Origin of the sequence: Psychrobacillus sp. INOP01, from assembly GCF_018140925.1 — a bacterium.
Taxonomy (GTDB): Bacteria; Bacillota; Bacilli; order Bacillales_A; family Planococcaceae; genus Psychrobacillus.
Genome location: NZ_CP073315.1, coordinates 994,931 through 1,020,995, shown reverse-complemented (window position 1 = coordinate 1,020,995; position 26,065 = coordinate 994,931). Strand labels below are relative to the sequence as shown.

Annotated in this window: 26 protein-coding genes, 1 tRNA gene and 1 other RNA gene; 24 read left to right on the top strand and 4 right to left on the bottom strand. The window is 37.2% G+C overall.

From position 1 onward, the window contains the following. The first annotated feature begins 1 nt into the window (after position 1). The 6 genes from rapZ to KD050_RS05135 all read left to right on the top strand — a co-directional run bounded on the left by rapZ (position 2) and on the right by KD050_RS05135 (position 4,386). The gene (gene rapZ / locus KD050_RS05160; RefSeq protein WP_211895162.1) at positions 2-886 is read left to right on the top strand and encodes an RNase adapter RapZ; all 885 of its coding nucleotides are present in this window, start codon (positions 2-4) and stop codon (positions 884-886) included. A 4-nt stretch (positions 887-890) separates the two neighbouring features. Next, the gene (gene yvcK / locus KD050_RS05155) at positions 891-1,862 is read left to right on the top strand and encodes a gluconeogenesis factor YvcK family protein (RefSeq protein ID WP_211895161.1); all 972 of its coding nucleotides are present in this window, start codon (positions 891-893) and stop codon (positions 1,860-1,862) included. A 28-nt stretch (positions 1,863-1,890) separates the two neighbouring features. After that, positions 1,891-2,832, top strand: coding sequence for a DNA-binding protein WhiA (whiA, locus tag KD050_RS05150; RefSeq protein ID WP_211895160.1), 942 nt, complete (start codon positions 1,891-1,893; stop codon positions 2,830-2,832). Positions 2,833-2,850: 18 nt separating this feature from the next. Continuing rightward, positions 2,851-3,108, top strand: a complete 258-nt coding sequence (locus KD050_RS05145) for an HPr family phosphocarrier protein (protein WP_211895159.1) — start codon at positions 2,851-2,853, stop codon at positions 3,106-3,108. 502 nt (positions 3,109-3,610) lie between these two features. Then, the gene (locus KD050_RS05140; RefSeq protein ID WP_211895158.1) at positions 3,611-4,036 is read left to right on the top strand and encodes a hypothetical protein; all 426 of its coding nucleotides are present in this window, start codon (positions 3,611-3,613) and stop codon (positions 4,034-4,036) included. A gap of 62 nt (positions 4,037-4,098) precedes the next feature. Next, positions 4,099-4,386 carry a MafI2 family immunity protein gene (locus KD050_RS05135; protein WP_211895157.1) on the top strand — a complete coding sequence of 96 codons (288 nt, stop codon included), beginning with the start codon at positions 4,099-4,101 and terminating at the stop codon, positions 4,384-4,386. 113 nt (positions 4,387-4,499) lie between these two features. Here KD050_RS05135 and clpP read toward each other — a convergent pair whose 3' ends face one another. Continuing rightward, positions 4,500-5,096: an ATP-dependent Clp endopeptidase proteolytic subunit ClpP gene (gene clpP, locus KD050_RS05130; RefSeq protein ID WP_211895156.1), complete on the bottom strand. Its 597-nt coding sequence runs from the start codon at positions 5,094-5,096 to the stop codon at positions 4,500-4,502. A gap of 162 nt (positions 5,097-5,258) precedes the next feature. Here clpP and KD050_RS05125 point away from each other — a divergent pair. After that, positions 5,259-5,330: transfer RNA gene (locus KD050_RS05125), tRNA-Arg, on the top strand. Between the two features lie 603 nt (positions 5,331-5,933). Here KD050_RS05125 and KD050_RS05120 read toward each other — a convergent pair. Next, positions 5,934-6,872, bottom strand: coding sequence for a catalase (locus KD050_RS05120; RefSeq protein WP_211895155.1), 939 nt, complete (start codon positions 6,870-6,872; stop codon positions 5,934-5,936). A gap of 395 nt (positions 6,873-7,267) precedes the next feature. Between KD050_RS05120 and KD050_RS05115 the strand changes: the two genes are divergently transcribed. Together KD050_RS05115 and KD050_RS05110 are read left to right on the top strand one after the other, a co-directional pair. Then, the gene (locus tag KD050_RS05115) at positions 7,268-7,846 is read left to right on the top strand and encodes a LemA family protein (protein WP_211895154.1); all 579 of its coding nucleotides are present in this window, start codon (positions 7,268-7,270) and stop codon (positions 7,844-7,846) included. Beyond that, positions 7,846-8,658: a TPM domain-containing protein gene (locus tag KD050_RS05110; RefSeq protein WP_235753919.1), complete on the top strand. Its 813-nt coding sequence runs from the start codon at positions 7,846-7,848 to the stop codon at positions 8,656-8,658. Before KD050_RS05115 ends, KD050_RS05110 begins: the two co-directional genes overlap by 1 nt. A 69-nt stretch (positions 8,659-8,727) precedes the next feature. Here KD050_RS05110 and KD050_RS05105 read toward each other — a convergent pair whose 3' ends face one another. Together KD050_RS05105 and KD050_RS05100 are read right to left on the bottom strand one after the other, a co-directional pair. Beyond that, on the bottom strand, positions 8,728-9,474 hold the full coding sequence (locus KD050_RS05105) for a hypothetical protein (RefSeq protein WP_211895153.1): 747 nt from the start codon (positions 9,472-9,474) through the stop codon (positions 8,728-8,730). After that, the gene (locus KD050_RS05100) at positions 9,449-9,973 is read right to left on the bottom strand and encodes an RNA polymerase sigma factor (protein WP_211895152.1); all 525 of its coding nucleotides are present in this window, start codon (positions 9,971-9,973) and stop codon (positions 9,449-9,451) included. Before KD050_RS05100 ends, KD050_RS05105 begins: the two co-directional genes overlap by 26 nt. Positions 9,974-10,183: 210 nt before the next feature. Between KD050_RS05100 and KD050_RS05095 the strand changes: the two genes are divergently transcribed. From KD050_RS05095 to KD050_RS05025, 15 genes are all read left to right on the top strand, one after another. After that, positions 10,184-10,414 carry a glutaredoxin family protein gene (locus tag KD050_RS05095; protein WP_211895151.1) on the top strand — a complete coding sequence of 77 codons (231 nt, stop codon included), beginning with the start codon at positions 10,184-10,186 and terminating at the stop codon, positions 10,412-10,414. A 280-nt stretch (positions 10,415-10,694) separates the two neighbouring features. Then, positions 10,695-11,732 carry a sugar-binding transcriptional regulator gene (locus KD050_RS05090; RefSeq protein WP_211895150.1) on the top strand — a complete coding sequence of 346 codons (1,038 nt, stop codon included), beginning with the start codon at positions 10,695-10,697 and terminating at the stop codon, positions 11,730-11,732. Positions 11,733-11,744: 12 nt separating this feature from the next. Next, positions 11,745-12,752: a type I glyceraldehyde-3-phosphate dehydrogenase gene (gene gap / locus KD050_RS05085; RefSeq protein WP_211895149.1), complete on the top strand. Its 1,008-nt coding sequence runs from the start codon at positions 11,745-11,747 to the stop codon at positions 12,750-12,752. Between the two features lie 151 nt (positions 12,753-12,903). After that, positions 12,904-14,088 carry a phosphoglycerate kinase gene (gene pgk, locus KD050_RS05080; RefSeq protein ID WP_211895148.1) on the top strand — a complete coding sequence of 395 codons (1,185 nt, stop codon included), beginning with the start codon at positions 12,904-12,906 and terminating at the stop codon, positions 14,086-14,088. Positions 14,089-14,103: 15 nt separating this feature from the next. After that, complete coding sequence (tpiA, locus tag KD050_RS05075; protein WP_211895147.1) at positions 14,104-14,865, top strand: triose-phosphate isomerase; 762 nt, start codon at positions 14,104-14,106, stop codon at positions 14,863-14,865. Continuing rightward, on the top strand, positions 14,858-16,396 hold the full coding sequence (gene gpmI / locus KD050_RS05070) for a 2,3-bisphosphoglycerate-independent phosphoglycerate mutase (RefSeq protein WP_211895146.1): 1,539 nt from the start codon (positions 14,858-14,860) through the stop codon (positions 16,394-16,396). Before tpiA ends, gpmI begins: the two co-directional genes overlap by 8 nt. A 2-nt stretch (positions 16,397-16,398) precedes the next feature. Beyond that, positions 16,399-17,694 (top strand): phosphopyruvate hydratase, encoded by a 1,296-nt coding sequence (eno, locus tag KD050_RS05065; protein WP_211895145.1) that lies wholly within the window; start codon positions 16,399-16,401, stop codon positions 17,692-17,694. A gap of 691 nt (positions 17,695-18,385) precedes the next feature. Continuing rightward, positions 18,386-18,613 (top strand): preprotein translocase subunit SecG, encoded by a 228-nt coding sequence (secG, locus tag KD050_RS05060; protein ID WP_211895144.1) that lies wholly within the window; start codon positions 18,386-18,388, stop codon positions 18,611-18,613. 249 nt (positions 18,614-18,862) lie between these two features. After that, on the top strand, positions 18,863-19,609 hold the full coding sequence (locus KD050_RS05055; RefSeq protein ID WP_211895143.1) for an alpha/beta hydrolase: 747 nt from the start codon (positions 18,863-18,865) through the stop codon (positions 19,607-19,609). Positions 19,610-19,651: 42 nt separating this feature from the next. Then, a complete protein-coding gene (rnr, locus tag KD050_RS05050; protein ID WP_211895142.1) occupies positions 19,652-21,964 on the top strand; it encodes a ribonuclease R in 2,313 nt (770 codons plus the stop codon). 47 nt (positions 21,965-22,011) lie between these two features. After that, positions 22,012-22,479, top strand: a complete 468-nt coding sequence (gene smpB / locus KD050_RS05045; RefSeq protein WP_090566820.1) for an SsrA-binding protein SmpB — start codon at positions 22,012-22,014, stop codon at positions 22,477-22,479. A gap of 89 nt (positions 22,480-22,568) precedes the next feature. Next, positions 22,569-22,923, top strand: a transfer-messenger RNA (tmRNA) gene (ssrA, locus tag KD050_RS05040). 151 nt (positions 22,924-23,074) lie between these two features. Continuing rightward, positions 23,075-23,479 carry a hypothetical protein gene (locus tag KD050_RS05035; RefSeq protein ID WP_211895141.1) on the top strand — a complete coding sequence of 135 codons (405 nt, stop codon included), beginning with the start codon at positions 23,075-23,077 and terminating at the stop codon, positions 23,477-23,479. 56 nt (positions 23,480-23,535) lie between these two features. Further along, positions 23,536-24,510 (top strand): tyrosine-type recombinase/integrase, encoded by a 975-nt coding sequence (locus KD050_RS05030; protein ID WP_211895140.1) that lies wholly within the window; start codon positions 23,536-23,538, stop codon positions 24,508-24,510. 166 nt (positions 24,511-24,676) lie between these two features. Continuing rightward, positions 24,677-25,945 carry a hypothetical protein gene (locus tag KD050_RS05025; RefSeq protein ID WP_211895139.1) on the top strand — a complete coding sequence of 423 codons (1,269 nt, stop codon included), beginning with the start codon at positions 24,677-24,679 and terminating at the stop codon, positions 25,943-25,945. The last annotated feature ends 120 nt before the right edge of the window (positions 25,946-26,065 follow it).

The window sequence follows — 26,065 nt, the reverse complement described above, 5'->3', positions numbered from 1 at the left end:
AATGGATAGTCTTCAAAAGCACGAAACGGAAGTTGTAATTATTACAGGAATGTCAGGTGCTGGAAAGACTGTAGCTATCCAAAGTTTTGAAGACCTTGGCTATTACTGCATTGATAATTTACCGCCAGAGTTATTGAGTACATTCATCAAACTAATGATAGATTCGAATAAACAACCTCGAAATATTGCGGTTGTGATGGATTTACGCGGAGGGGAAATGTTCAACTCCTTAGCAGAATCTGTTAATGAATTAGAAGAGGCAACAACTGTGACGCCTAAGTTATTATTTTTGGATGCTGGGGACGAGGTATTAGTAAGACGGTACAAGGAAACACGCCGTTCTCATCCGCTCGCTAACTCTGGGTTACCTCTAGAAGGTATTAAAAAAGAAAGGCAAATGCTTTCTGATTTAAAGGGCAGAGCACAATACATTTACAATACTTCTAAGATGAAGCCTCGAGAACTAAGAGAGAAAATACAAGAAGAGTTTTCCTCTAAAGGCAGCCAAGTATTCACTGTAAACGTCATGTCCTTTGGATTTAAACATGGTATCCCGATAGATGCTGATTTAGTATTTGATGTGCGCTTTCTTCCTAATCCCTATTATATTGAAGAGCTACGTTTGAAATCAGGACTTAACGAAGAGGTATCCAGCTACGTTCTAAAATGGGTAGACACTAAAACATTAATCGAGAAGCTAACGGATTTGTTCCATTTCATGATTCCTCAATACAAAAGAGAAGGCAAAACCCAGCTTGTAATTGCATTTGGATGTACAGGAGGGCAGCATCGCTCTGTTACGTTAGCAGAATACTTTGGAAAGTTATTGAAAGAAGACGACAAAACCATTATTACGCATCGTGATGTTGTCATTAGAAAGGAATGAAGGAATGGAACCTAGAGAACACCGTAAAAAACTAGTTATACTCGGTGGAGGTACGGGTCTGTCTACGTTACTTCGTGGCTTAAAAAGATTTCCACTGGATATTACGGCAATCGTAACGGTCGCAGATGACGGAGGAAGCTCGGGGAGACTACGTGACGAATATGACATACCACCTCCAGGAGATGTACGGAATGTACTAGCGGCTCTTTCAGAAGTAGAGCCCTTAGTTGAAGAAATGTTTCAGTATAGATTTTCTCAATCAGAAGAATTGGAAGGGCATTCATTAGGTAATTTGATGTTAGCTGCATTAACATCAATAACAGGTGATTTTGCTCATGCCATAACTGAAATGAGTCGAGTACTAAATATTCGTGGGAAAGTGCTGCCTGCGGCCAATCAACTAGTAACATTACACGCAATATTTGAAGATCAAAAAACCATTAAGGGAGAATCTAAAATCCCATGCTATGGCAAAAAAATCGAAAAAGTGTTTATTACTCCTCCAGACGTAAAACCGTTGCCGGAAACTATTAATGTCATTCGACAGGCTGATGTTATAGTTATTGGTCCAGGAAGTTTATATACGAGTATTTTGCCAAATCTATTAGTGCAAGATATACAAAAAGCGATTAGACAATCCAAAGCGAAGAAAGTATATATATGTAATTTAATGACACAGGCCGGTGAGACGGGTAATTATTCTGCATTTGATCATGTAAATGCATTGATCGATCATGTGGGAGAGAACTTCTTGGATGCTGTGTTAATAAGTAAGGAAGAAATTCCTGAAAATGTGAGATATTTATATAAACAAGAGCAAGCATCTCCTGTTAAAATAGATATTGACCAATTAGAAAAGTTGAATATTGATATAGTAAAAAAAGACATTTCAGTCGTTCATGACGGTGCAGTTCGTCATGATGCAACGGAAGTAGCGAAATGGCTTGTAGAATACGCAGACGGGTTAAAAGTTTAACCGTCGAGGAGAAAGGGGGAAACGGAATATGTCGTTTGCTTCTGAAACTAAAAAAGAGATGACTCAAGAAGAGTCTGAACCTTGTTGTGCACGTGCAGAGCTTTCTGCACTTATACGCATGAATGGATCACTTTCATTTAGCAACAAAATGTTAAGCCTAGACGTTCAAACAGAGAATGCGGCTATTGCTAGAAGGCTATATACACTCATAAAATCGTTATATCCATATCAAGTTGAATTACTTGTTCGAAAGAAAATGAGATTGAAAAAGAATAATATTTATATTTGTCGTATTCGAGAAGGGGCAAAAAACCTGTTAGAGGATCTTCAAATTTTAAAGGATGGCTTTCAATTTGAATATTCCATTTCCAAAGAACTTGTTCAAAAAAGTTGCTGTAAACGAGCTTATCTAAGAGGAGCCTTTTTAGCTGGAGGTTCGGTTAACAATCCGGAAACCTCGTCATATCACTTAGAAATTTATTCTTCCTATAAAACACATAGTGATGCACTGGTAGATTTGATGAATGAATATGAACTGAATGCGAAAACCATTGAACGAAAAAAAGGATTTGTGGCATATTTAAAGGAAGCAGAAAAGATTTCCGACTTTTTAAGTATTGCGGGAGCGCATAGAGCTTTACTGAAATTTGAAGATGTTCGGATCATACGAGATATGCGAAATAGCGTAAACCGTCTTGTCAATTGCGAAACGGCCAACCTGAATAAAACAATCAGTGCAGCCATTCGCCAAGTGGACAATATTCGGTTTATCGAGAATTCTATCGGTTTAGACCAGTTACCAGAAAAACTTCGTGAAATAGCTAGGTTACGTGTAGAGTATCAAGATGTTACACTTAAAGAACTAGGTGAAATGGTTTCTACTGGAAATGTGAGTAAATCAGGAGTTAATCACCGATTGCGAAAAATAGATGAAATAGCAGATGCGCTTCGCAATGGAGAGACAATTTAGAGAAATGGGGAGTAGACTATGGCAGAACAGCAGGTGGAAGTAAAATTATCTTCAGGACTTCAAGCAAGACAGGCTGCACTTTTTGTACAAGAAGCAAATCGTTATATTGCAGACGTCTATCTAGAAAAAGATACTAAAAAAGTAAATGCAAAGAGCATTATGGGAATTATGAGTTTGGCAATTGGCAAAGGAACAACTGTAAGCTTAAGTGCCGATGGTTCTGATGCGGAGGAAGCAGTAGAAGCTTTAGGAAATTTCATCTCAAGCGAATCATAAAAATGAACGGCCTCACTAGTCACTTTAGACGAAAGGGCGGTTTTTTTTTGAGAAAAAAAGTGTGTCTTGAAGAATAAAATCTATATAATAATATTGCTGATTTTTCTTTCAGGTGGACGCTTTCGAGGACGAGGTCGAGCCTCCTCGGTCGGCGCTATGCATCTTACCTGCCGGGTCTCAACTTTCTCGCTTATCCCGCTGGAGTTGCCACCCTTTCACTACAATCAATTAAGTGAGTATTATTCAAGAATAAGATTTAGCACAGCCTATCGTTATTTCACGGGAATGATATAGCAAAATGAGTCCGAAACACTCTAGAACAGTAAAGATAGGTTGTTTCTCTTAAACGGGCTTGTACATTTCATGAACTATTGTCTAATTCTGAAGACTACGAATTCGAAAATTGTTTTTATTACTTAATATAAAGGAATTTAGAAGTAGTTGCAGAATAACTATCTATATCTTTTGATTCGAGAGAAGAGCAAATTGAGGTGGTGGCTGTATGAAAAGTTCTAAAAAATTTTTCGTTTTAGGGGTAATAACACTTTTAATCTCAATCGTTTTAGTAGGTAATCAATTATCAAAAAATCTAAAAATAGAAGATGCATTAACTGATGAGTTTTTCAGGAGTGATACTAATTTAAGTATAGAGGAAATAAATAATATAACTTTTACAGAAATTCATATATCTGAAAAAAGACAAACTGAAATTAAGGAACTATTTAAAGAATTGAAGCTAAAAAGAACTGATGATTCTTATTCTCCACTTGATGCGAGATACACGATAGTATCAACATCGAACCCAAATGACCAAATGTATATATTTGTTGATGAAAATGTAATTGTATTTCCACATAAAAGTAGTACAGGGTATAGCATAAAAAATAATGATGAGTTTATAAAGGAAATAGAAAAGTTATTGAAATAAAAAATAGGTTCGTATTAACAACAAGGTACATCTAAATCAGATATGAAGTGGGGTCATACTACATGTCAAATATGCAACTTATTCTAAGTGTGCAAAGAGCTCTTTTTCGCTCTATACCTAAAAATACGAAAGCTATTTACGCAAAAATCGAAAGTAATAATCTTATTTGGAAAGTATACTTTGATGAAATTCCTACAGAAGAAGAAAAAGAAATGCTAAGTATAGCGGCGACAGAAGTGTTATGCGATTTTCCGGAAATACTATTTTCTGATGAACAATATATTTACCATCCAGAACCAATAAATTTTAAAGATACAATATATTATAATTGGCCCTATACACGTTATTGATTTGGGATTCGATGCTTTATAGCGATTACATATATGGAAATTAGTAAAATATAATGAAAACAAAAAATCCCAAAGGACTAATTCCTTTGGGATTTTCATCGATTAATTATGAATTATGATTTCTTCATTTCACTACGGTCGATAATATGATCGATTAGACCGTATTCTTTTGCACGTTCAGCAGTCATGAAGTTATCACGATCTGTGTCTCTTGCAATTACTTCGATAGGTTGACCAGTGCGTTCAGAAATAATGTGGTTTAATTTATCACGTAAATGTAAAATGCGTTTTGCAGCAATTTCGATTTCCGTTGCTTGCCCTTGTGCTCCACCAAGTGGTTGATGAATCATTACTTCAGCATTCGGAAGCGCATAGCGTTTACCTTTTGTACCTGCTGTAAGTAGGAATGCACCCATAGAAGCAGCCATACCGATACAAATTGTTTGTACATCTGGTTTGATGAACTGCATTGTATCATAAATTGCCATACCAGCAGTGATACTTCCGCCTGGGCTATTAATGTAAATAGAGATGTCTTTTTCTGGATCTTCTGCTTCTAGGAATAATAATTGGGCAACTATGGAGTTTGAAACGTTGTCGTCAATACCACTTCCAAGCATAATAATACGGTCTTTTAATAATCGAGAATAGATGTCATATGCACGTTCTCCACGATTAGTTTGTTCAATAACAGTAGGAATTAAATTCATCCTGATTGCCTCCTTCAAAGGTGGTTTAGTATAGGTTACTGAGAAAGTCTTCCTCAGTTGTAACTTTATCATACACATTATGGTCAAGGAAGGTCAAATATTAAGCTTCAAAATGTTTGCTTGAATTCTTTTCTTTCTATTTGTATAATAGATAAGTCGCTTGCCCTTGTAGTGTAATGGATAACACACAAGCCTCCGAAGCTTGGAATGTGAGTTCGATCCTCGCCGAGGGCATACCGTTTCAACGTTTTCACTAAGAACTTGCGTGTTATTATTATGATGAAAATAGCACGTAATAATAACAAGTAACCCTCCGTTTATTTTGCGATAAAGCAAACGGAGGTTTTTTTATGAGTAAAAAAAATACTGGACCCAATTTTAACCTAAACGCTCCTCACAAAGATGCATACTTTAAAGAGAATTTATTTTAGAATGAGGAGTGAAGTTGAATGGTATTACCATATGGAAATGAATGGAGAGAGGAAAGTCCGGATTATCGACAAGGCTATCCTAGGTATCCACGCTACCAAAGATACCCACAGTATCCTCGATATCCCCAGTATCCATATTACCCGTATTATCCATATTACCCGTATTATCCATATTACCCACCATACCAAAGATACCCATATTATCCACCTTACCGAAGATACCCATTTTATCCTAGGATTCCGAGATATGGCTATCCATGGTCTCAAGGGAATTATGGTAGTCCTGGTTACGGTTATTCACAATATTAAGTATATAATTAGTTCATTAGCTTGGAATGTGAGTTCTTAAATCCTCGCCGAGTCATAAAAGTTAAGTAATACACTCTTTACATTGTACGTTAAATGTTTAGGGTGTTTTTTTGTTTTCTTTATTTCTTCTATCGTACGATACTGCATACGCCTCATGCCTAAAATGGAGAATTGGATCATTTGGTAATTCGATGCCTTTGCCAACGATGGTAGGGTCGAACAATATGCTTTCTGTTGGAAATATTTTTTTATTTATTGTTAATAGACCTACTAAAATTTTTTGTCTGTCAGTTGGCCAAATGACGGTAGGATCATCTGTAGGGTCTGTGTCCTCTGCTAATCGAATATATAGCTCGAACGATACAGTTCCCTTTTCGAGTCGTTTCTCCAAATCCTCGCTCAAATAATTGGTGGACAAATTAATGCTATCAAGGATGGAAGGTGATTTTTCCTCCTTCAATGGATGCCACTCGTATTTTATGGCTTGCCGCTTACCTACAGCATTAACTAAATAGAAGGCATGTATAGGGTAGTAATGTAGAGCTGCGTAACTAATTGGTGGTTGCTTTAGCTGTTCCTTGAGTGCGAGTAACGTGTTTTTATGTTCTGGGAAGGTAGTAAGAAGTTGTACAATTCCTAAACCTAAATCAATCGAATGTATGCCAGTTTTATGTGAGCCTAAAATTTTTAACATTTCGATAAAGGTTTTTGGATCACTTGTTATGAACATAGGGATGGTGGTACATACTTGGTGACTAGTAAAACCATCTGGTTGCAGAAAATGGATAGACATTCCTTTTGCCGGAGATAGGAAGTCTGCTGCAGTAGGATCTGGTGGACTATTAGAAAAACGGACTGTAGCGGGTACCGGTGCTTGCTGCAGATGTCCTGCTGTCGTATAAGGAATCGCATTCCCGTTTGGAGTAAAAATGGCTTCATAAAATTCTCCTTTTGCATGTGCGCGACGATAGCCAGGAAATTTCCCTTGAATTTGTTCTAATGTATGAACCGCATCTTGTGGCAGTGAATTACTCATCAAAATCACCTCGGTTTTTAGATTGTAACGATAGATTTCATCTATTAATCATTACCACTGAATACTTTAACTAAACAATGAAATACATAATAATTAAGCGTGGGTAGCCAATAAAGTGTTCAACAGGGGAAAATCCAATCCATTTTTTTAGTTCTATATTGCATTTACTTGCGGTACATGATGCTTTACTTGCTATAAAGAGAGATTTACTTGCACTCTTTTACCGGATACTTGCTTTCTATTGTTGTTTACTTGCTAAACGGAAAATTCTTACAATGGATTTTCATCTTTAAGGAATATGAAACTAAAATCACCTTATTCCGTAAATAATAATAGGTTTTGTATTATCGATTTAAAGGTACAATAATACTATAAATACTGAAGAGGTGAACACATTGAGAAAATTACTAGTGCCAATTATTATTGTCATTGTAATTATTGCAGTTATTGCTGGGATATTTATGGCAAGTTATAACGGATTTGTAGACAAAGAAGAAAACGTGAATAATGCGTATGCACAAGTAGAGAACCAGCTGCAACGAAGAATGGATTTAATACCGAACTTAGTTAATACAGTTAAAGGTTTTGCGGCACATGAAGAAGAGGTGCTTGGGAATATCGCAGATGCCAGAAGTAAATTGGCGGGAGCTGGGACACCCGAAGAACAATCTGCGGCGAATGATGAATTATCAGGAGCTTTGAGTCGACTATTAGTAGTTGTGGAGAATTATCCAGATCTTAAGGCAGATGCAAACTTTAGACAATTAATGGATGAGCTTGCTGGGACAGAAAATAGACTTTCTGTAGCAAGACAAGATTATAATACAGTTGTTTCGGATTACAATAAAAAAGTTAAACGTATGCCAGGGAGTATAGTAGCTTCTATGTTTGGCTTTGATGAGAAGGAATATTTCCAATCAGCCGAGGGAGCAGAAGAAGCACCAGTAGTCGATTTTGAAGGAGATGGAGAGTGATGAAGAAAAGTGCACGTGCCATTTCACTTGCGCTTCTACTTACTCTATTATTCCCATTGATAACGCTTGCTGAATCTGATTACCCAGCTGCAATACCAGGAGAACTATATGTTCAGGATTTCTATGATGTTTTATCAGAAGAACAGGAGCAGGAAATTGAAGTACTTGGACAAAATTTAGAGAAGGCTACTGGTTCCCAAATTGTTGTAATGACAGTCGAGTCTTTAGAAGGACAGGATGTTGCGACATATGCGGTAGACGTAATGCGTGGATATGGTATTGGTGATGAAGAGAAAGATAATGGAGTACTATTTATACTGGAAATGGATCCTAATAAAGTCGGTAACCGCGACGTTTATATTGGTGTGGGCTACGGTTTAGAGGGTGCTTTACCGGATGGAAAAGTTGGGAGAATATTAGATGAGTATACATACCCTTTTTTAGAGCAAGGTGATGCGCCGGGTGCTATACTTTCTACTTATCAGCTTTTATATAACCAGGTTGCTACAGAGTATGGGTGGGACGGTGAGTTGGCAACTCCACAGGAGCCTTCTCCCCTTGCAGGATCTACAGGTGGTGGATTCTCTCTTCCAATGATTATTGTCGGCATAGTTGTTATTTATTTAATTATGCAGATGATGTCTGGAGGCGGTGGTGGTACCGGTTCAGGTAGAAGACGTAATAGCACTAGAATGTTCGGTCCAGGAGGCTTCGGTGGAGGTTTCGGCGGAGGCGGTAGAAGTTCGGGTGGTGGTTTTGGAGGTTTTGGCGGCGGTAGCTCCGGCGGTGGCGGAGCAGGTCGTAAGTGGTAAATTATATAGCAAGCTTTTCTTGGATAAGATCTAAACAAAAAACCAACAATCAGTTGGTTTTTTTGTTTATCAATTTTCAGCGAATTCAAGATTCTCTATTTTCTCTCGAAGTTCTAAGCCCCCACCATCTTTAACTCCATTATAGCTCCCTATTTTTCCGGGTTCTGATTTAGAAAAGATAAATTCTTCTCTTAATGTATGAGAAATTTTCTGTCCCTGACTATTTGTTAAGGATACCTCTATGATGGGGCGATAGATATTGGGATGATCTTTTTCCTGTATAATTTTGACGTCTTCTAGATGCATTTCTATGTCGTTATCTATTAGATAATGATTATATTTGAAAATCAAATTCGAACTAATCGCATTTGTCAGCATGTTCTCAGTGAAGTATTCACCAAAAGTGGTTTGATAATAATTCATTAAATCTTTGTATTCCTTTGATTCTAGAAGTTGATCGTACTCTTCTTGGGTCTTCGTTTCCGTTGTACTTTGGAGGTTCCACCAATCGTTCAATAAGCGGGAAATCTCCATATCTGGTCCATTATATTCTTTCTCTAATACTGCTTTTATAACCTCTTCATTAGAAAGATGCTGAGCTGATTGTTCAATCTCCGAGGGATTAATAAATGTAATGATAAGAATGGAGGCAATGGCTACTATTGCTAATGAAATAAAAGCGGGAAGTATATTGCGTCTACTCTTTGTTTCTATTCTCCCCTTTAAGGCTAACCACGTATTACGCTTCGCTTCCTCCGAGCGCTCCACGTTTTTCATTTCCTCAAAAAACTTATCGAATTCGTTTGATGGCTCCATCTGTATGACCTCCTTCCTGATGAAATTCCTTTTTAAGTGCCTCTAGCGCTCGCGTCATTTTCATCTTTACTTTTGCTTCTGTCCAGCCCAATATATAGGATGTTTCTTGAATCGAACATTCTTGTATCTTGCGTAGGAGCAGTACTTCTTGATAATCTTTTTTTAGTTTACTTAGGGAGTCGTACATTCTAGCAAGCTGTTCCTTTTGTTCATATCGACTCTCTGGTGATAGTGCGTTTGTTTCTAAATCATGTTCTTTATCAAAGGTGAAAAATTGTATTACCCTTTTCCTTCGAAAATAGTCATAGGTCAAATTACGTGCTATTTTTAATAGCCAAGTGGCAGTTGAAGCTTGCTTGTTAAAGGTGTCTAGCCCCTTATATGCTTTATAAAATGTTTCTTGTGTAAGATCCTCGGTACATTCTTTTTGTCGGACAAGAAAGTATATATAGCTATAAACTCTATCGCTATGTTCTTTGTATAGCTGTTCCATTTCCATCTTCTGACCTCCCTTATTGCTATAGACGAATGGATAATTAAAAGGTATCGCTTTTATTTTACTTTTATTATGAAATTGACTACTTTAAACGATTGATTAGTATTTAAAAGTTACTTTTAAAAAGTTAATGACCAAGTCCACAATAACACGCTTTTATTTTTCAAAAAGATTATAATAAAATTAAATGATTTTTGGGAGGGATGGTTTAAAATGATTGTCCATTTTTATACAAGACCAGGCTGTCATTTATGTGATGATGCGAGGCTTATGTTGAAGCTTGTAAGAGAAGATGTTGAATTTGATATCAAAGAAGTGAATATTGAAGAAGATGATGCACTACATGAAAAATATATGCTGATGATTCCTGTCATCGTATTGGAAGATAAAATTATTCAATATGGGCAAGTAGATTACGCAACTATTTTAGAAGCATTACTTTGATGGTTTTTACGTAATCGCAAGTTAATGAGGCTCAGTCGCAACATCCACTTCCTAAACCGCAATATCAAAGCCGCAAATCGCTATATAGAAAGGCATAATCGCAACATAAACATTTATGGGGAGCATTTCAGGATTAAATTTGTTCATATTCGTGTTTCAAATTCTTGCTATTGGGAATATACTATTGTATCCTTAATTTAGAAATTAAATTTTTTTAAATACATGGGACAAAAAAAGTGATGGTGGGACAAAAGCGTCATGGTCAGTTGGGATGTGAAAAATGGATTCGTTACTACAGGCTCAGTTAAAGCTAATGCCTGAGATGAGCATCTTGTTACAAAAAAGATATAGAATACTTCAAACAATTCAATTGTCTCCAGGGTACGGTCGAAGAGTGATCGGTGATCTTCTAAGACTGTCAGAAAGAGAAACTAGAAAAGAATTAGACTTTTTACGCAATCAAGGATTTATCGAAATATCGAGAGATGGAGCAAGTATAACTTCTAGTGGAAATGATTTATTGATAGAGCTAAAAGAAGTTGTACGAGAATGGTCTGGTAGATTGCAACTCGAACAATCACTTGCAAGTTATTTAAATATAAAAGAAGTGATAATTGTTCCGGGAAATGTAGATACTAATACGAATACTGCATTGCTTCAGTCACAAGAAGCAGCAAAATATTTGGAAAGTATTTTATCAGATGAGTCCATTATTGCTGTTACTGGCGGAACAACGATTGCTTCCATTTCGAATCATGTTCATCAAACCGACAAGTGGAAACGACTATTATTTATAGCTGCAAGAGGCGGAGTTGGTAAGGATGTTCGGCTTCAAGCCAATACAATAGCCTCTCTATTTGCAAATAAAATGAATGGTTCTTATCGAACGTTATACATGCCGGATAGCCTGAGTGAGGAAGCTTACTCTACGATGAAAAATGAACCATTTATAAAAGAAATGATGGATTTATACGAACGAACTAATATCATCATTCATGGTATTGGGGACGCACTTGAGATGGCTCGCCGAAGAAATTCTAGTTTGGAAGAAATTCAACGCTTGAAAGAAATCGGTGCAGTTAGTGAAGCCTTTGGGTATTACTTTAATAACCAAGGGGAAGCAGTCCACAGAATTCGCACGATTGGAGTTCAACTAAAACAATTGGGAAATATGGGGCATCTTCTAGCAGTAGCTGGAGGCACTAAAAAAGCAAATGCTCTATTATCATATTTTAAACAAGCACCAGCTCAAACGGTGTTAGTTACCGATGAAGGTGCAGCACAAGAAATGCTGAAAATAATTGAACATAACAACTAGGAGGAATTTAAAATGACAGTAAAATTAGCGATTAATGGTTTTGGACGTATTGGACGTAAAGTATTCAGAGAAGCTTTAGAACAAACAGAGCTAGAAGTAGTAGCGATCAATGATTTAACGGATGCTGCAATGCTTGCACATCTGTTGAAATATGATTCTGTACATGGAATTTTAGATGCAGACGTTACTTCTGAAGGAGATTACCTTGTAGTAAACGGCAAAAACATTCGCGTGTTCGCTGAAAAAGACCCTTCTGCACTTCCATGGAAAGAGCAAGAAATTGATATCGTAATTGAGTGTACTGGAATTTTCAGCACAACTGAAAAAGCTAGCAAGCATATTGAAGCTGGAGCTAAAAAAGTAATTTTATCTCAGCCTGCTAAAGACGATATGCCTACGTTTGTTATGGGTGTAAATGCTGATCAATACAATCCAGAAACAGATCATGTTATATCAAATGCATCTTGTACAACAAACTGTTTATCACCACTTGCAAAAGTGTTGCAAGATCAATTTGGTATTAAACGTGGAATGATGACAACTATCCACTCATACACAAACGACCAACGTATTTTAGACTTACCGCATAGCGATTACCGTCGTGCTCGTGCAGCAGGAGAATCTATGATTCCAACAACAACAGGTGCAGCATCAGCTGTTGCAAAAGTACTTCCTGAACTAAAAGGGAAGTTGGATGGAATGGCAATCCGCGTACCAACACCGAATGTCTCTTTAGTAGACTTTGTAGCAGAGCTTGATAAAGAAGTAACAGCAGAAGAAATAAACAAAGCGCTAAAACAAGCTTCTGAGAATGAATTAAAAGGAATTCTTGCTTTCAATGAACTTCCATTAGTATCCATTGACTATAATGGAAATACTGCATCTTCTACAATTGATGGACTTTCAACAATGGTACTTGGAGACAATATGGTGAAAGTATTATCTTGGTATGACAATGAATCAGGATATTCAGCACGCTGTATCGACCTAGCACTACTTATGGCTAAAAAAGGACTATAATTTTTTCGTATTTGACTAGAAAAAACACATAACATGAATGTGACTTTTCGTGGCGAATCGATACAATTACCTCTATAATGAAAAAGGGTAAAGGAGCCAGGGATTACCCCTAGCTCCTTTTTTTTAACAGAATTTAAAGGAGGCTTATCTCATGAAGGTAAAACAAACAATGAGCGATGTAGCTTTACAAGGAAAACGTGTATTTTGTCGTGTAGACTTCAACGTGCCAATGGAGGATGGAGCAATCACGGATGATACAAGAATTCGTGCTGCACTACCAACGATCAATTATTTAATCGAACAAGGTGCGAAAGTGATTCTAGCAAGCCATATGGGACGACCTAAAGGTGAAGTGAAGGAAGATTTACGTTTGACTAAGGTTGGAGAGCATTTAGCAAAACTTTTGGATAAGCCGGTAAAAAAATTAGAGGAATCTATCGGAGAGGCTGTAGAGAATACAGTTTCAGCTATGAAAGACGGAGACATCGTATTATTAGAAAACGTTCGGTTCCATGTAGGTGAGGAAAAGAATGATGCGGAGCTAGCAAAGTCCTTTGCAAAGCTTGCTGATGTCTATGTTAATGATGCATTTGGTGCTGCGCATCGTGCACATGCGACAACAGAAGGTATCGCAAAATTACTTCCAGCCGTTTCAGGGCTATTAATGCAAAAAGAGTTAGATGTATTAGGAAAAGCATTAGCGGAGCCTGAGCGTCCATTTACTGCCATTATCGGTGGAGCAAAAGTAAAAGATAAAATCGGTGTAATCGATCATTTATTGGACAAGGTAGACAACATTTTAATAGGTGGTGGCTTGTCGTATACATTTACGAAGGCACAAGGCCATGAAATTGGTACTTCCCTACTGGAAGAAGATAAAATGGAACTTGCAAGAGGCTTCATCGAAAAAGCGAAAGAAAAAGGTGTTTCTTTCTATTTGCCAGTTGATGTAGTAGTGGCAGATGAATTTTCGAAGGATGCTAACACAAAAGTTGTAGATATCGATCAAATTCCCTCTGATTGGATGGGATTAGATATTGGTCCAAAAACAAGAGAGCTATACTCGAATGTTATTAAAAATAGTAAGCTAATTATTTGGAATGGACCTATGGGAGTATTCGAAATGGATGCATTTGCAGAAGGTACAAAAGCTGTAGCGAATGCAATGGCTGAAACAGCTGGTTATACGATTATCGGAGGCGGCGACTCTGCAGCGGCAGTAGAAAAGTTCAATGTTGGCGAGAAGATGGATCATATTTCGACTGGCGGAGGAGCTTCCTTAGAGTTTATGGAAGGCAAGGATTTACCAGGAGTTTCTGCTTTAAACGATAAGTAATGGAGGAGATGTCATATGCGTAAACCAGTAATAGCAGGGAATTGGAAGATGTATAAAACACTTGGTGAGGCAAAGGAATTTGCACTTCAGTTAAAAGAACTACAAGTGGATAGCACAAAAGTCGATGCAGTAATCTGTGCTCCAGCGCTATTTTTAGATCAGCTTGTTCAAGCGACAAAGGGTTCGTTTATTTCTATCGGAGCACAAACAATGCACGAGGAAAAAGAGGGAGCATTTACTGGTGAGGTTAGCGGCCAACAGCTTCAAGACTTAGGAGTAGAATATGTTGTAATTGGGCATTCAGAACGCCGTCAATATTTTAACGAAACAGATGAATCCGTAAATAAAAAAGTAAAATCTGCGTTTGAAAATAAACTAACACCAATCATTTGTGTAGGAGAAACATTAGAGCAACGTGAGCAAAATGAAACAGAATCTATTGTTTCCAACCAAGTAATGGCTGCAATTGAAGGATTGACAGAGGACCAACTAATCCAGTCCATTATTGCGTATGAGCCTATTTGGGCGATTGGAACTGGGAAAACTGCTACTGCAGACGATGCAAATGACGTATGCCAAGCAATCCGTGAAACTATCCTAGATGGCTTCGGAGAAGAGGTAGCAAGTCAAGTTCGTATCCAATACGGCGGTAGTGTGAAACCTGAAAATATTGAAGAGCTTCTTTCTAAGGAGCATATTGATGGTGCACTAGTAGGAGGAGCAAGCCTACAAGTAGATTCTTTTGTGAAACTATTGGAGGCTGGTGCAAATGCCTAAAAGTCCAGTAGCACTAATCATACTAGATGGTTTCGGCTTGCGTCATGAAGCGTTTGGAAATGCAGTTGCACAGGCAAACAAACCAAATTTCGATCGTTATTGGAGTAACTTTCCGAATGCTACATTGACGGCCTCTGGAGAAGCGGTTGGCTTACCAGAAGGTCAAATGGGTAATTCAGAGGTTGGTCATTTGAATATTGGTGCGGGTAGAGTCGTGTACCAAAACCTAACTCGAATTCATAAATCAATTCGAGAAGGAGATTTTTTCTTAGAGCCTAAGCTTTTAGCTGCGATTGAGCATGTGAAGCAATCAGGTGGGAAATTACACTTGATGGGATTACTTTCTGACGGTGGCGTTCATAGTCACTATTCGCATTTATTTGCTCTATTGAAGCTCGCAAAAGAACAAGGGCTAGAAGACGTGTTTGTCCATGGCTTTTTAGATGGACGCGACGTAGGTCCTCGAACTGCGATCGGATATGTAGCAGAAACAGAGAAACAAATGAAGGATATCGGTATAGGAAAGTTTGCATCCATTAGCGGTAGATACTATGCAATGGATCGTGATCGACGCTGGGAGAGGGTTCTACTAGCCTATAAAGCAATAGTGGATGGCTTAGGTAGAACTGCAGAATCAGCAACAGCTGGTATTTTAGCTTCTTATGAAGAGGATATTGTGGATGAGTTTGTTGTTCCTTTCGTTATAGAAGAAGATGGGAAGCCTGCTGTAACGATTGATACGAACGATGCAGTTATTTTCTTTAATTTCCGTCCTGACCGTGCTATTCAATTATCGATGGCTATTAACACACCATCATTTGATAGTATTCCTTTAAGCGAAAAGAATCCAACGAATCTAAAATTTGTTACGTTTACTCATTATAGTGATGATGTTGTGGCAGATGTGGTGTTCGAGAAAGCGGATCTCTACAACACAGTTGGAGAAGTAATTTCGAAGCACAACAAAACACAATTACGTATTGCAGAGACTGAAAAGTATCCGCATGTAACGTTCTTTATGAGTGGCGGCAGAGAGGCAACCTTCCCAGGAGAAGAGCGTATACTGATCAACTCTCCAAAGGTTGCTACATATGATTTACAACCTGAAATGAGCGCATATGAAGTAACGGATGCGCTGTTAGATGCAATTGCCAATGATCGTTTCGATGCGATTATCTTAAATTTTGCCAATCCAGATATGGTTGGTCATAGCGGAATGCTAGAACCAACGATTAAAGCAATTGAGGCTGTAGACGATTGTTTAGGTAAAGTTGTCGATGCACTTTTAGCTAAGGGCGGGCATGCAATCATTACAGCAGATCACGGTAATTCAGATGAAGTAACGACGATGGAAGGGCAGCCAATGACGGCTCATACGACTAATCCAGTTCCAGTGATTGTCACATCGAAAAATGCAACACTAAGAAGTGACGGAATTTTAGCCGATTTGGCTCCAACCATGTTACACTTATTAGGGATAGAAACACCGCCTGAAATGACAGGTAAAACACTAATCGAAACGGAGAGTTAAAAATGCCAATTATTACACAAATTCAAGCACGTGAAGTATTAGATTCACGCGGTAATCCGACAGTAGAAGTTGAAGTATTTACAGAAAGCGGTGGATTTGGACGCGCAATCGTTCCGTCTGGTGCATCTACTGGTGAATATGAAGCAGTAGAACTTCGCGATGGTGACAAGTCAAGATATCTAGGCAAAGGTGTTTTAAAAGCAGTAGAAAATGTAAATAACATTATCGCAGCTGAACTAGAAGAAAACTTCTCGGTATTGGACCAAGTAGAAATCGACCATGCGATGATCGAATTAGACGGAACTGAAAATAAAGGGAATTTAGGCGCTAACGCTATTCTTGGCGTATCTATTGCTGTAGCACATGCAGCTGCAGATTACTTGGATATTCCACTTTATCAATACTTAGGCGGTTTCAATGCGAAGCAACTACCAGTTCCAATGATGAATATCGTTAATGGTGGAGAGCATGCGGATAATAATGTTGATATCCAAGAATTTATGGTAATGCCAGTAGGCGCAGAATCTTTCCGTCATGCATTACGTATGGGCGCTGAAATTTTCCATAGCTTAAAATCTGTATTACAAGAAGCAGGATTAAACACAGCAGTTGGGGATGAAGGTGGATTTGCACCGAACTTAAAATCCAACGAAGAAGCTCTTTCAACAATAGTGACTGCAATTGAAAAAGCAGGATATAAACCAGGAGAACAAGTACTTCTTGCAATGGACGTTGCCGCTTCTGAGCTATTCAACAAAGAAGATGGTAAATACCACTTATCTGGTGAAGGTGTTGTCAAAACTTCAGAAGAAATGGTTGCTTGGTATGAAGAGCTTTGCGAAAAATACCCAATCATCTCAATTGAAGACGGCTTAGATGAAAATGACTGGGCTGGTCATAAATTATTAACAGAGCGTTTAGGTAAAAAAGTACAATTGGTTGGCGATGATTTATTCGTAACGAATACGAAAAAATTAGCGCAAGGAATTGAACAAGGTGTAGCTAACTCTATTCTTGTAAAAGTAAACCAAATTGGTACACTTACTGAAACATTTGATGCAATTGAAATGGCAAAACGCGCTGGCTATACAGCAGTTATCTCTCACCGCTCTGGTGAATCAGAGGATGTAACAATTGCGGATATCGCAGTTGCAACAAATGCTGGCCAAATCAAAACTGGTGCACCATCTCGTTCAGACCGTGTAGCAAAATACAACCAATTACTTCGTATTGAAGATCAGTTATATGAAACTGCTCAGTACCTAGGTGAAAAAACATTCTATAACTTAAAAAAATAATGAAACAAAGCAGTTAGCGCAAGGTGCTAGCTGCTTTTTTACTTGCTAAGGAAAGTATAAAGTTTTCCGTTCTATAAACTCATTAATAAATGATACTGCTGATTTTCGTTACAGGTGGACGCTTTCCGTGGGGTGAGCGATGAGCTATCATCTTAAAAGAGTGAAAGTCTAGAACCCAAAAGTTTTTTACAAAGGAGCGCAGGCTAAGAGCGCCACATCGTGTGGCAACGCCTTCGTGACCAACATCCTGTTGGCCTCCGCCGGAGTCGCCACCTTTCACTACAATCAAATATGAGAGTAGTACCCAACAAGAAGATTTAGCAAAGCTTATCGCCTAGACACGAATGGATTGATCTAGATGGGGATAGCTTTATCCTCTACTCATTGTTGTCACCTGTACTAGTTGTACGCATAGGAACTGAAATTTAATGGATAAAACTCCTGTTTCGCAAGTGAAGTATACTTGAGAGCAAGTAAACAATCAGTGAGCGCAAGTAACTAATAGATGAAGGCAAGTAAACTCTTCATGAACGCAAGTAAAGGCCATGCTGGAGCAAGTAAATAGTCTTGTAGGTATAACATAGAGGAGTCAGATTTTTTTAACTAAATATTTTGGCGATAGGTTGTCAATGTTCCTGTTTTTTGGTAAAATTAATTATGTTGTGAACGTTCTTATCAGGAGGTGGAATAAATGCACGCATTATTTATGACATTACTTGTCATCGTTGCGATCGCATTGATCGTTGTTGTATTGTTACAATCAGGGAAAAGTGCTGGTCTCTCAGGAGCCATCTCTGGTGGGGCTGAACAACTTTTTGGAAAACAAAAAGCTCGAGGTATGGACCTAGTCTTACATAGAGTAACGATTGTACTTGCAGTTCTATTTTTTATATTGACTATTGCCGTAACTAAATTTTAATCCTAATCTATTGATAGGATAATTTTTTCTGACGAGTGTATTATACACCAAAGCCTTTTTGAATATAAAACAGATGCGAACCGCCTGACCGACTTCTGATTGGTTAGGCGTTTTCTTTTAACTAAAATAGTTTTATAAATAGTTTATACATATGAAATATAAGGCATTATTCGGGCATATTAAACTAATTAATGAAATAATTAGTATGATGAATAATGCAAAAGCTTAATATTTATGGAGGTTTTACATATGCGAATTTCAACTCCTAAGCCATTTTTCTTTGAAGCTGGAAAACGTGCAGTATTGCTACTTCATGGTTTTACAGGAAATTCCTCAGATGTGCGTATGCTTGGACGCTTTTTAGAAAAAAATGGATACACATCATTAGCTCCACATTACAAAGGACATGGAGTTCCACCGGAAGAACTGCTAGAAACAGGACCACAGGACTGGTGGAAGGATGTCATGCGTGGTTATGACCGTTTAAAAGCAGAGGGCTATGAGGAAATTGCTGTAGCTGGGTTATCACTTGGAGGAGTATTTTCACTGAAGTTAGGGTATACAGTACCTGTAAAAGGCATTGTAACTATGTGTTCCCCGATGACGATGAAAACGACTGATATTATGTTTGAAGGTGTATTAAAGTACGCAAAAGAATATAAGAAATATGAAGGAAAATCCGAGCAGCAAATAGAAGAAGAAGTAGAGGCTATTCGAAAAACACCAATGGAGACATTGGCTGAGCTAAGAGAATTTGTTTACAATGTCCGTGATCATGTAGATCATGTATATGCTCCGTTGCTAGTAACTCAGGGGAAAAAGGATAAGGTAATCGATATTACTTCTGCCAATTACATTTTTGAGCAGGCAGAATCATTTGAGAAAAACCTAAATTGGTATGAGAACTCAGGACATGTAATTACACTTGGCTCAGAAAAAGAACAATTGCACGAAGATATATTAAACTTTTTAGAGTCGCTCGATTGGAATGTGTAAAACAGACCAAATGTGCACACGCTGAAAAAGGAGGGATGTTAGATGGAAAACATGAAAGAACAATTACTCGAATTACTAAACACAGAAGACTATAAACCATTAACAACGAAAGAGTTAGAAGAACATTTTAATCTGGTAGATGCGGATGATTTTAAAGAATTAGTGAAAACACTGGTCCAAATGGAGGAACACGGTTTAGTCGTTCGCTCTAGATCGAATAGATATGGGATTCCTTCTCGTATGAATCTTATAGTAGGGAAATTCATTGGACATGCTAAAGGATTCGGTTTCGTTACTCCTGAAGAGAGCGGAATGGATGATATTTTCATACCACCTACTGAAGTTAATGGAGCAGTCAACGGGGACAAAGTACTTGTACGAGTTTCCAAAGATTCATCTGGTGACCGAAGAGAAGGCTCTATTATCAAAATAACTCAGCGCGGCATATCTCAGGTTGTCGGAACATTCCAAGACAATAAAGGATTTGGATTTGTGATCCCGGACGATAAAAAAGTCCCTATGGATGTATTTATCGCTAAAGGAGATACACTTGGCGCAATTGAGGGTCATAAAGTAGTCGTAGAAATTACAGAATGGCCAAATGAAAGAAAGTCCGCTACCGGGATGGTAACACAAATCCTAGGTCATAAAAATGATCCAGGTGTCGATATACTTTCTATTATATACAAGCATGGAATTACTATCGACTTCCCAGAAGAAGTGATCAACCAAGCAGAAGCTGTTCCAGATCAAATTGATGAAAAGGACTTGGATAATCGCCGAGATCTTCGAAATGAAGTAATCGTTACAATTGATGGAGCAGATGCTAAAGACTTGGATGATGCCGTAACCGTTACAAAAAATTCTGATGGTACATATAAACTTGGCGTTCACATCGCTGACGTAAGTCATTATGTAACGGAAGGTTCACCATTAGACCGTGAAGCATATGACCGTGGAACAAGCGTTTATTTAGCAGACCGTGTCATACCAATGATTCCTCATCGTCTATCAAACGGAATTTGTTCGTTAAACCCTCAAGTAGATCGTTTAACATTATCCTGCGAAATGGTCATCGACGGTTCTGGAATGGTTACTTCTCATGAAATATTCCAAAGTGTTATTCGAACTACGGAAAGAATGACGTATTCAGATGTTTACAAAATTTTAGAAGAAAAAGATACTGCATTAATAGAACGTTATAAAGACTTAGTTCCTATGTTTGAACTTATGGGAGAGCTTGCGGAAGTTCTTCGTACGAAACGTGAAAGACGTGGTGCCATTGACTTCGATTTCCCAGAAGCGAAAATCATTGTCGATGAAGATGGTTGGCCAACAGATATTGCAACAAGAGAACGTACAGTTGCAGAGCGTCTGATTGAAGAGTTCATGCTTGCAGCCAATGAAACTGTTGCCGAGCATTTTAAATGGATGGATGTACCTTTTATTTACCGTATCCATGAAGATCCTAAGCCTGAAAAGCTAGAACGATTCTTTAATTTCTTAACAAATTTTGGGATAGTCGTTAAAGGTACTGGAAACGAAGTTCATCCAAAAGCATTACAGGAAATTATTGAAAACATTGAAGGAATGCCAGAAGAACCGGTTATTTCTACAATGCTTCTACGCTCATTACAGCAAGCTAAATACTATTCCGAATGTCTAGGACATTTTGGTTTATCAACCGAATTTTATACCCACTTTACTTCACCAATTCGTCGTTATCCGGATTTAATCGTTCATCGTTTAATTCGTACGTATTTGGTAAATGAAGATGTGTCACAGGCTACCATTAATCATTGGGGAGCTATTATGGACGATATTGCAGAGCATACGTCTAAACGTGAACGTCGCGCAGTAGATGCAGAGCGTGATACAGATGCACTCAAAAAAGCACAGTATATGGCTGACAAAATCGGCGAGGAATTTGAAGGTATTGTTAGTTCCGTAACTAACTTTGGTCTATTTATCGAGCTTCCGAATACAATTGAAGGTCTAGTACATGTCACGAATATGACCGATGATTATTATCGTTTTGACGATCGTCAAATGATGATGATAGGAGAACGTGCTGGTAAACAATTCCGTATTGGTGATGAGGTTACGGTTCGAGTATCTGCCGTAAAACCAGAAGAAGCTTCGATTGATTTTGAAATCGTAGGCATGAAAAAAGCATTCCAACGAACTAGAAAAGAAACACCAAAAGTTATACATGCGTCTAAAAAGGGCAGCGGTAATACTGGGAAAAGAGAACAATCTCAGCCTGGCCCGAAAAAAGGACCAAAGCAGAAACAAAAATTTTACGAGTCCGTTGCGAAAAAATCTCAACGTCGTAAACGTCCAAAGAAAAAATAAAAGAGCGATGACTGTCGCTCTTTCTCAGTTTTTGAGGGGTGAATGAAATGGCTAAAAAGCATGATGATAAGGTACTTGCACAGAACAAAAAAGCAAATCATGATTATTACATTGAAGAAACAATCGAAGCAGGGATAGTTCTTCAAGGAACAGAGATTAAATCTATTCGTAACGGTAAAGTGCAATTGAAGGATGCTTTCATACGTATTCGTAATAACGAAGCGTGGATTTCCAACATGCATATCAGTCCATATGAGCAAGGAAATCGATTTAACCACGATCCGCTCCGAGCGAGAAAGCTATTGCTGCACAAAAAACAGATAAGCACTTTAATTGGTGAAACAAAAAGAGATGGTTATACCATCGTGCCGCTGAAAATGTATTTGAAAAGTGGCTATGCCAAAGTATTGATCGGTGTAGGTAAAGGGAAAAAAGATTACGATAAACGTGACGTCTTGAAGAAAAAAGAGGCTAAGCGTGATATCGAAAGAGCATTTAAAGAACGTAACCAGTAACATTACCATAGCTGGTAGAATGTCTCACTTGAATTTTGACCATTTTTGATGTATAGTAAGCTATGTAACTAAGCTTACATTCCATAAACGGGGACGTTATGGATTCGACAGGGATAGTCTGAGCTTGAGTTGCGCGTCGGAGGCTCGGCTCCGTAAAAACGGAACTTATAACAACAGGCAAAACAAACAACAACTTAGCATTCGCAGCGTAAGCTCGGATCTGCTTTATCTATCCATCGCCCATGTGGCTAGGTAAAGCTCAACTTTAGTGGGATACGGTAGGCAGTGCCACTTGAGCTGTCTGCAAGAGATTTCCAAGTTAGCGTACACAACGCCCGCTTATCGGCATAATGCTACGCGAAACTTTAAATAGGTAAGATACACGCGTAGAAGCTTAAGTGTTAGAGTTTCTGGACGCGGGTTCAAATCCCGCCGTCTCCATATTTAAATGACTATAAACATAGTCATATCAAGGTTTTACAGATTAGGGATATTGAACGGGAGTCGAACTCTTGTTGAATATCCCTATTTTCATCCCTGTAAATTTAGTATACAGTTAACTATGTGTTACTGTTAATAAATGGGGTGGAGATTCATGTTTAAGGATTCAAAGAAGTTAATAGTCTCCATCGGGTTGGGTTTTTTTACCTTTTCAATTTTCTATTTTTTTGGTGATTTTTCCTTACCCTCAATAGTTTTAGTCGGTATAGCCATTTTTGTTACTATCTTAGCTTTAAATGATTATTTATCTACAATCTTAAATAATATGAAGTATAGGGAATCCCTAAATAATAATTTCTTTTTAGCTATGTATTGGTGTACATACTCGTTAAAAGAATCCTTAATGGTATTATCAATTCCACTTACTATTTTGATTGTTTTTATAGCATGGATAAATATTTCATTTGAAGTAATTATAAAATTACAGAATATATTAACTCTATATTCTCTAGGATTGACATTACTAACTATAGCAGCTAGAAAAGAGGAAACTAGTTAACTTCAATTTGGTTTAAGACCTTCTAATTCAAACAATGAATTGGGAGGTTTTTTTTGATGTCTAGAAGTAGAAAGCATGGAGTATTTGCAGTAAATGGTGACGTAGTTGTACTGCCATCAAAGAATTATGAAGTGATAAACAACAGTTTAACAATTCGTGCTGCACTTGAGACAGTATTTCAGCAGATGAGGATAGCGGGGAATCGTCAACGCACGATAGAAAGCTATGAATACATCTTTAATCAATTCATAACTATCAATAGTTTACAATACGTTGAGGATGTAACAGTTGAATCAATTTATCATTATTTAGATGTTCTAGAAGTATCGTCACGTACTAAGTTAATCCGTTTAAAGTCCACAAAGGCAGTATTGAGTAAGTTCTTTAATAACGGTTGGATTAAAGAGAAGTTTTGGAATAACATTCATATCAAAATTGATAAGGAAGTTAAGAAAGGTGCTAAAGAATCAGATATAGATAGATTATTAAAAGTGATTGACCAAAGTACATTTATTGGATTTAGAGATGCAGCGGCAATTAAATTGATGTACAAGACAGGTATTCGGATTCGTACGTTAGGTGAACTAAGAGAACGTCATGTGGACTTTGAGAATCTTTGTTTAAATTTAGACGGATCAACATTAAAAAATCATAAGTTTTTAAAGTTACCCATTGATGAAGAATTATCGGCTATGTTAAAAATACTAATAAAATTAAATGAGGGCATCCGCTACCACTTTGAAACAGATAATCGAAATGTATTTATTACGCAGAACGGTTTACCTATGAATAAAAGTAAATCATCTAACTGTGCTATTTCTAAGCAACTGAACAAATATTCGAAACGATTAGGTATAGAAAATATCAATGCACATGCTATTAGAAGGGCATTTGCGAAGAACTTACTTGATAAAGGGGCGAGTATTGTACTCATAAGTAAAGCATTGGGGCATTCGGATTTAGCGGTGACAACTCAGTATTTAGATTTAGATGTCGAAGAAGTAGCAACAAATTTAAGAGATTTTTTATAATATTGTGTACTTAATATAGAAACAATCGCAAGCATTTAATTGAGTAATTCTCAATTAGGTGCTTTTTATTTGAAGTTTTTTATAGTGATCGTCCTAAATTGAAGTTAAATTGCAAGTACCTAAGAGTAAGGGTTATTCCTTATAAAAAAATTAAAGGAGATATTTTATGAAATCATTAGTACAAAATAGAAATCCAATTACAGTAGTAGACTCAATTATGGGAAGTGGCAAAACAAGTTGGGCTATTCAATATATAAATGAAAGTCCAGCTTATATGAAATTTATATTTATTACACCCTATCTAACAGAGATAGATAGAGTAATTGAAAATACTACTAAGAAATTTATTCAGCCAGAACAAAAAGGTAAGAAAAGTAAACTTGAATCGCTAAAACAAGCTATTGCTAATGGTGAGAACATTGCATCTACTCATGCTTTATTAAAAAGAAGTGATGCAGAATTGATTCAACTTTTAGAAGCAGAAAATTATATTCTAATCCTTGATGAAGTAATTGATGTGATAGATGAAGTTAGTATGACACCCGATGATATAAGGATTCTTAACAATTCTGTTGATGAAGAAGGTATACCTATTATAAGTATTGGCAATCGTGGAGAAGTTACATGGAATGCTAGGGACTATGACTGTGGCAATTATCAATCCATTAGAAATATCGCAAATGCGGGGAATTTAGTTTTATTTGATGAAGCCAAAATGTATTGGCTTTTTCCAACGGATCTATTTAAGGTATTCAATGAAGTTTATATTTTGACGTATATGTTTGAAGGGCAAATTCAGTGTTATTACTATCGTTTATTCAACATGAAATTTAATTATAAATCAGTCGGCTATTTAGAAGGTAGTGGCTACTCTTTGAATGAGTATAAGGGTAGAACGGGGGAAAACAGAAAGCATTTTAAATCGTTGATTAACATTTACTATTCTTCACCTAGTGACAACAGAGATATTAACAAGATTGGTGAGAAGTTTAATGCTTTTAGCAAAAGTTATTTAACCGTCAATTTAAAGAGTGACAAATATAAGAATATGATTAAGAACAATAGCTACAATTTTTATCGTCACAAAATGCAGTGTTCTACTAAAAAGGTTATCTGGACTACATTTAAAGATTTTCAGAAATCATTAACACCAAGTGGATTAAAGAAATCTTTTGTGCCGTTAAATGCAAGGGCGACCAATGAATACTCATTAGCTACGAGTTGTATTTATTTAGCGAATCGTTATATGAATCCTATGATTAAGCGTTTCTTCCATTCGCATGAAATTAAAGTAGATGAAGATATGTTTGCTTTATCAGAATTACTACAATGGCTATTCCGTAGTGCTATTCGTAACGATGAACCAATCAATGTTTATATTCCATCAGAACGAATGCGAACACTGTTAGAAAAATACTTAAATAATGAGGTCTAATTTGCATAATAAAACTAGCAAATAACACTACAAACGTTGATATATAAGGATTTATAAAACATTTCCTTAAAGAAAGAATAAATACACTACACACACTCCGAGGGATACAAACTATCCCTC

What these genes read in the sequence shown, in the direction of transcription:
- whiA (WP_211895160.1), top strand. Translation starts at nt 1,891, where the DNA reads ATGTCGTTTGCTTCTGAAACTAAAAAAGAGATGACTCAAGAAGAGTCT.
- KD050_RS05120 (WP_211895155.1), bottom strand. Translation starts at nt 6,872, where the DNA reads ATGAGTAATTCACTGCCACAAGATGCGGTTCATACATTAGAACAAATT.
- eno (WP_211895145.1), top strand. Translation starts at nt 16,399, where the DNA reads ATGCCAATTATTACACAAATTCAAGCACGTGAAGTATTAGATTCACGC.
- tpiA (WP_211895147.1), top strand. Translation starts at nt 14,104, where the DNA reads ATGCGTAAACCAGTAATAGCAGGGAATTGGAAGATGTATAAAACACTT.
- clpP (WP_211895156.1), bottom strand. Translation starts at nt 5,096, where the DNA reads ATGAATTTAATTCCTACTGTTATTGAACAAACTAATCGTGGAGAACGT.
- KD050_RS05025 (WP_211895139.1), top strand. Translation starts at nt 24,677, where the DNA reads ATGAAATCATTAGTACAAAATAGAAATCCAATTACAGTAGTAGACTCA.
- KD050_RS05105 (WP_211895153.1), bottom strand. Translation starts at nt 9,474, where the DNA reads ATGGAGCCATCAAACGAATTCGATAAGTTTTTTGAGGAAATGAAAAAC.
- yvcK (WP_211895161.1), top strand. Translation starts at nt 891, where the DNA reads ATGGAACCTAGAGAACACCGTAAAAAACTAGTTATACTCGGTGGAGGT.
- KD050_RS05030 (WP_211895140.1), top strand. Translation starts at nt 23,536, where the DNA reads ATGTCTAGAAGTAGAAAGCATGGAGTATTTGCAGTAAATGGTGACGTA.
- KD050_RS05140 (WP_211895158.1), top strand. Translation starts at nt 3,611, where the DNA reads ATGAAAAGTTCTAAAAAATTTTTCGTTTTAGGGGTAATAACACTTTTA.
- KD050_RS05090 (WP_211895150.1), top strand. Translation starts at nt 10,695, where the DNA reads ATGGATTCGTTACTACAGGCTCAGTTAAAGCTAATGCCTGAGATGAGC.
- secG (WP_211895144.1), top strand. Translation starts at nt 18,386, where the DNA reads ATGCACGCATTATTTATGACATTACTTGTCATCGTTGCGATCGCATTG.
- KD050_RS05110 (WP_235753919.1), top strand. Translation starts at nt 7,846, where the DNA reads ATGAAGAAAAGTGCACGTGCCATTTCACTTGCGCTTCTACTTACTCTA.
- gpmI (WP_211895146.1), top strand. Translation starts at nt 14,858, where the DNA reads ATGCCTAAAAGTCCAGTAGCACTAATCATACTAGATGGTTTCGGCTTG.
- rnr (WP_211895142.1), top strand. Translation starts at nt 19,652, where the DNA reads ATGGAAAACATGAAAGAACAATTACTCGAATTACTAAACACAGAAGAC.
- smpB (WP_090566820.1), top strand. Translation starts at nt 22,012, where the DNA reads ATGGCTAAAAAGCATGATGATAAGGTACTTGCACAGAACAAAAAAGCA.
- KD050_RS05145 (WP_211895159.1), top strand. Translation starts at nt 2,851, where the DNA reads ATGGCAGAACAGCAGGTGGAAGTAAAATTATCTTCAGGACTTCAAGCA.
- KD050_RS05055 (WP_211895143.1), top strand. Translation starts at nt 18,863, where the DNA reads ATGCGAATTTCAACTCCTAAGCCATTTTTCTTTGAAGCTGGAAAACGT.
- rapZ (WP_211895162.1), top strand. Translation starts at nt 2, where the DNA reads ATGGATAGTCTTCAAAAGCACGAAACGGAAGTTGTAATTATTACAGGA.
- pgk (WP_211895148.1), top strand. Translation starts at nt 12,904, where the DNA reads ATGAAGGTAAAACAAACAATGAGCGATGTAGCTTTACAAGGAAAACGT.
- KD050_RS05095 (WP_211895151.1), top strand. Translation starts at nt 10,184, where the DNA reads ATGATTGTCCATTTTTATACAAGACCAGGCTGTCATTTATGTGATGAT.
- KD050_RS05100 (WP_211895152.1), bottom strand. Translation starts at nt 9,973, where the DNA reads ATGGAAATGGAACAGCTATACAAAGAACATAGCGATAGAGTTTATAGC.
- KD050_RS05035 (WP_211895141.1), top strand. Translation starts at nt 23,075, where the DNA reads ATGTTTAAGGATTCAAAGAAGTTAATAGTCTCCATCGGGTTGGGTTTT.
- gap (WP_211895149.1), top strand. Translation starts at nt 11,745, where the DNA reads ATGACAGTAAAATTAGCGATTAATGGTTTTGGACGTATTGGACGTAAA.
- KD050_RS05135 (WP_211895157.1), top strand. Translation starts at nt 4,099, where the DNA reads ATGTCAAATATGCAACTTATTCTAAGTGTGCAAAGAGCTCTTTTTCGC.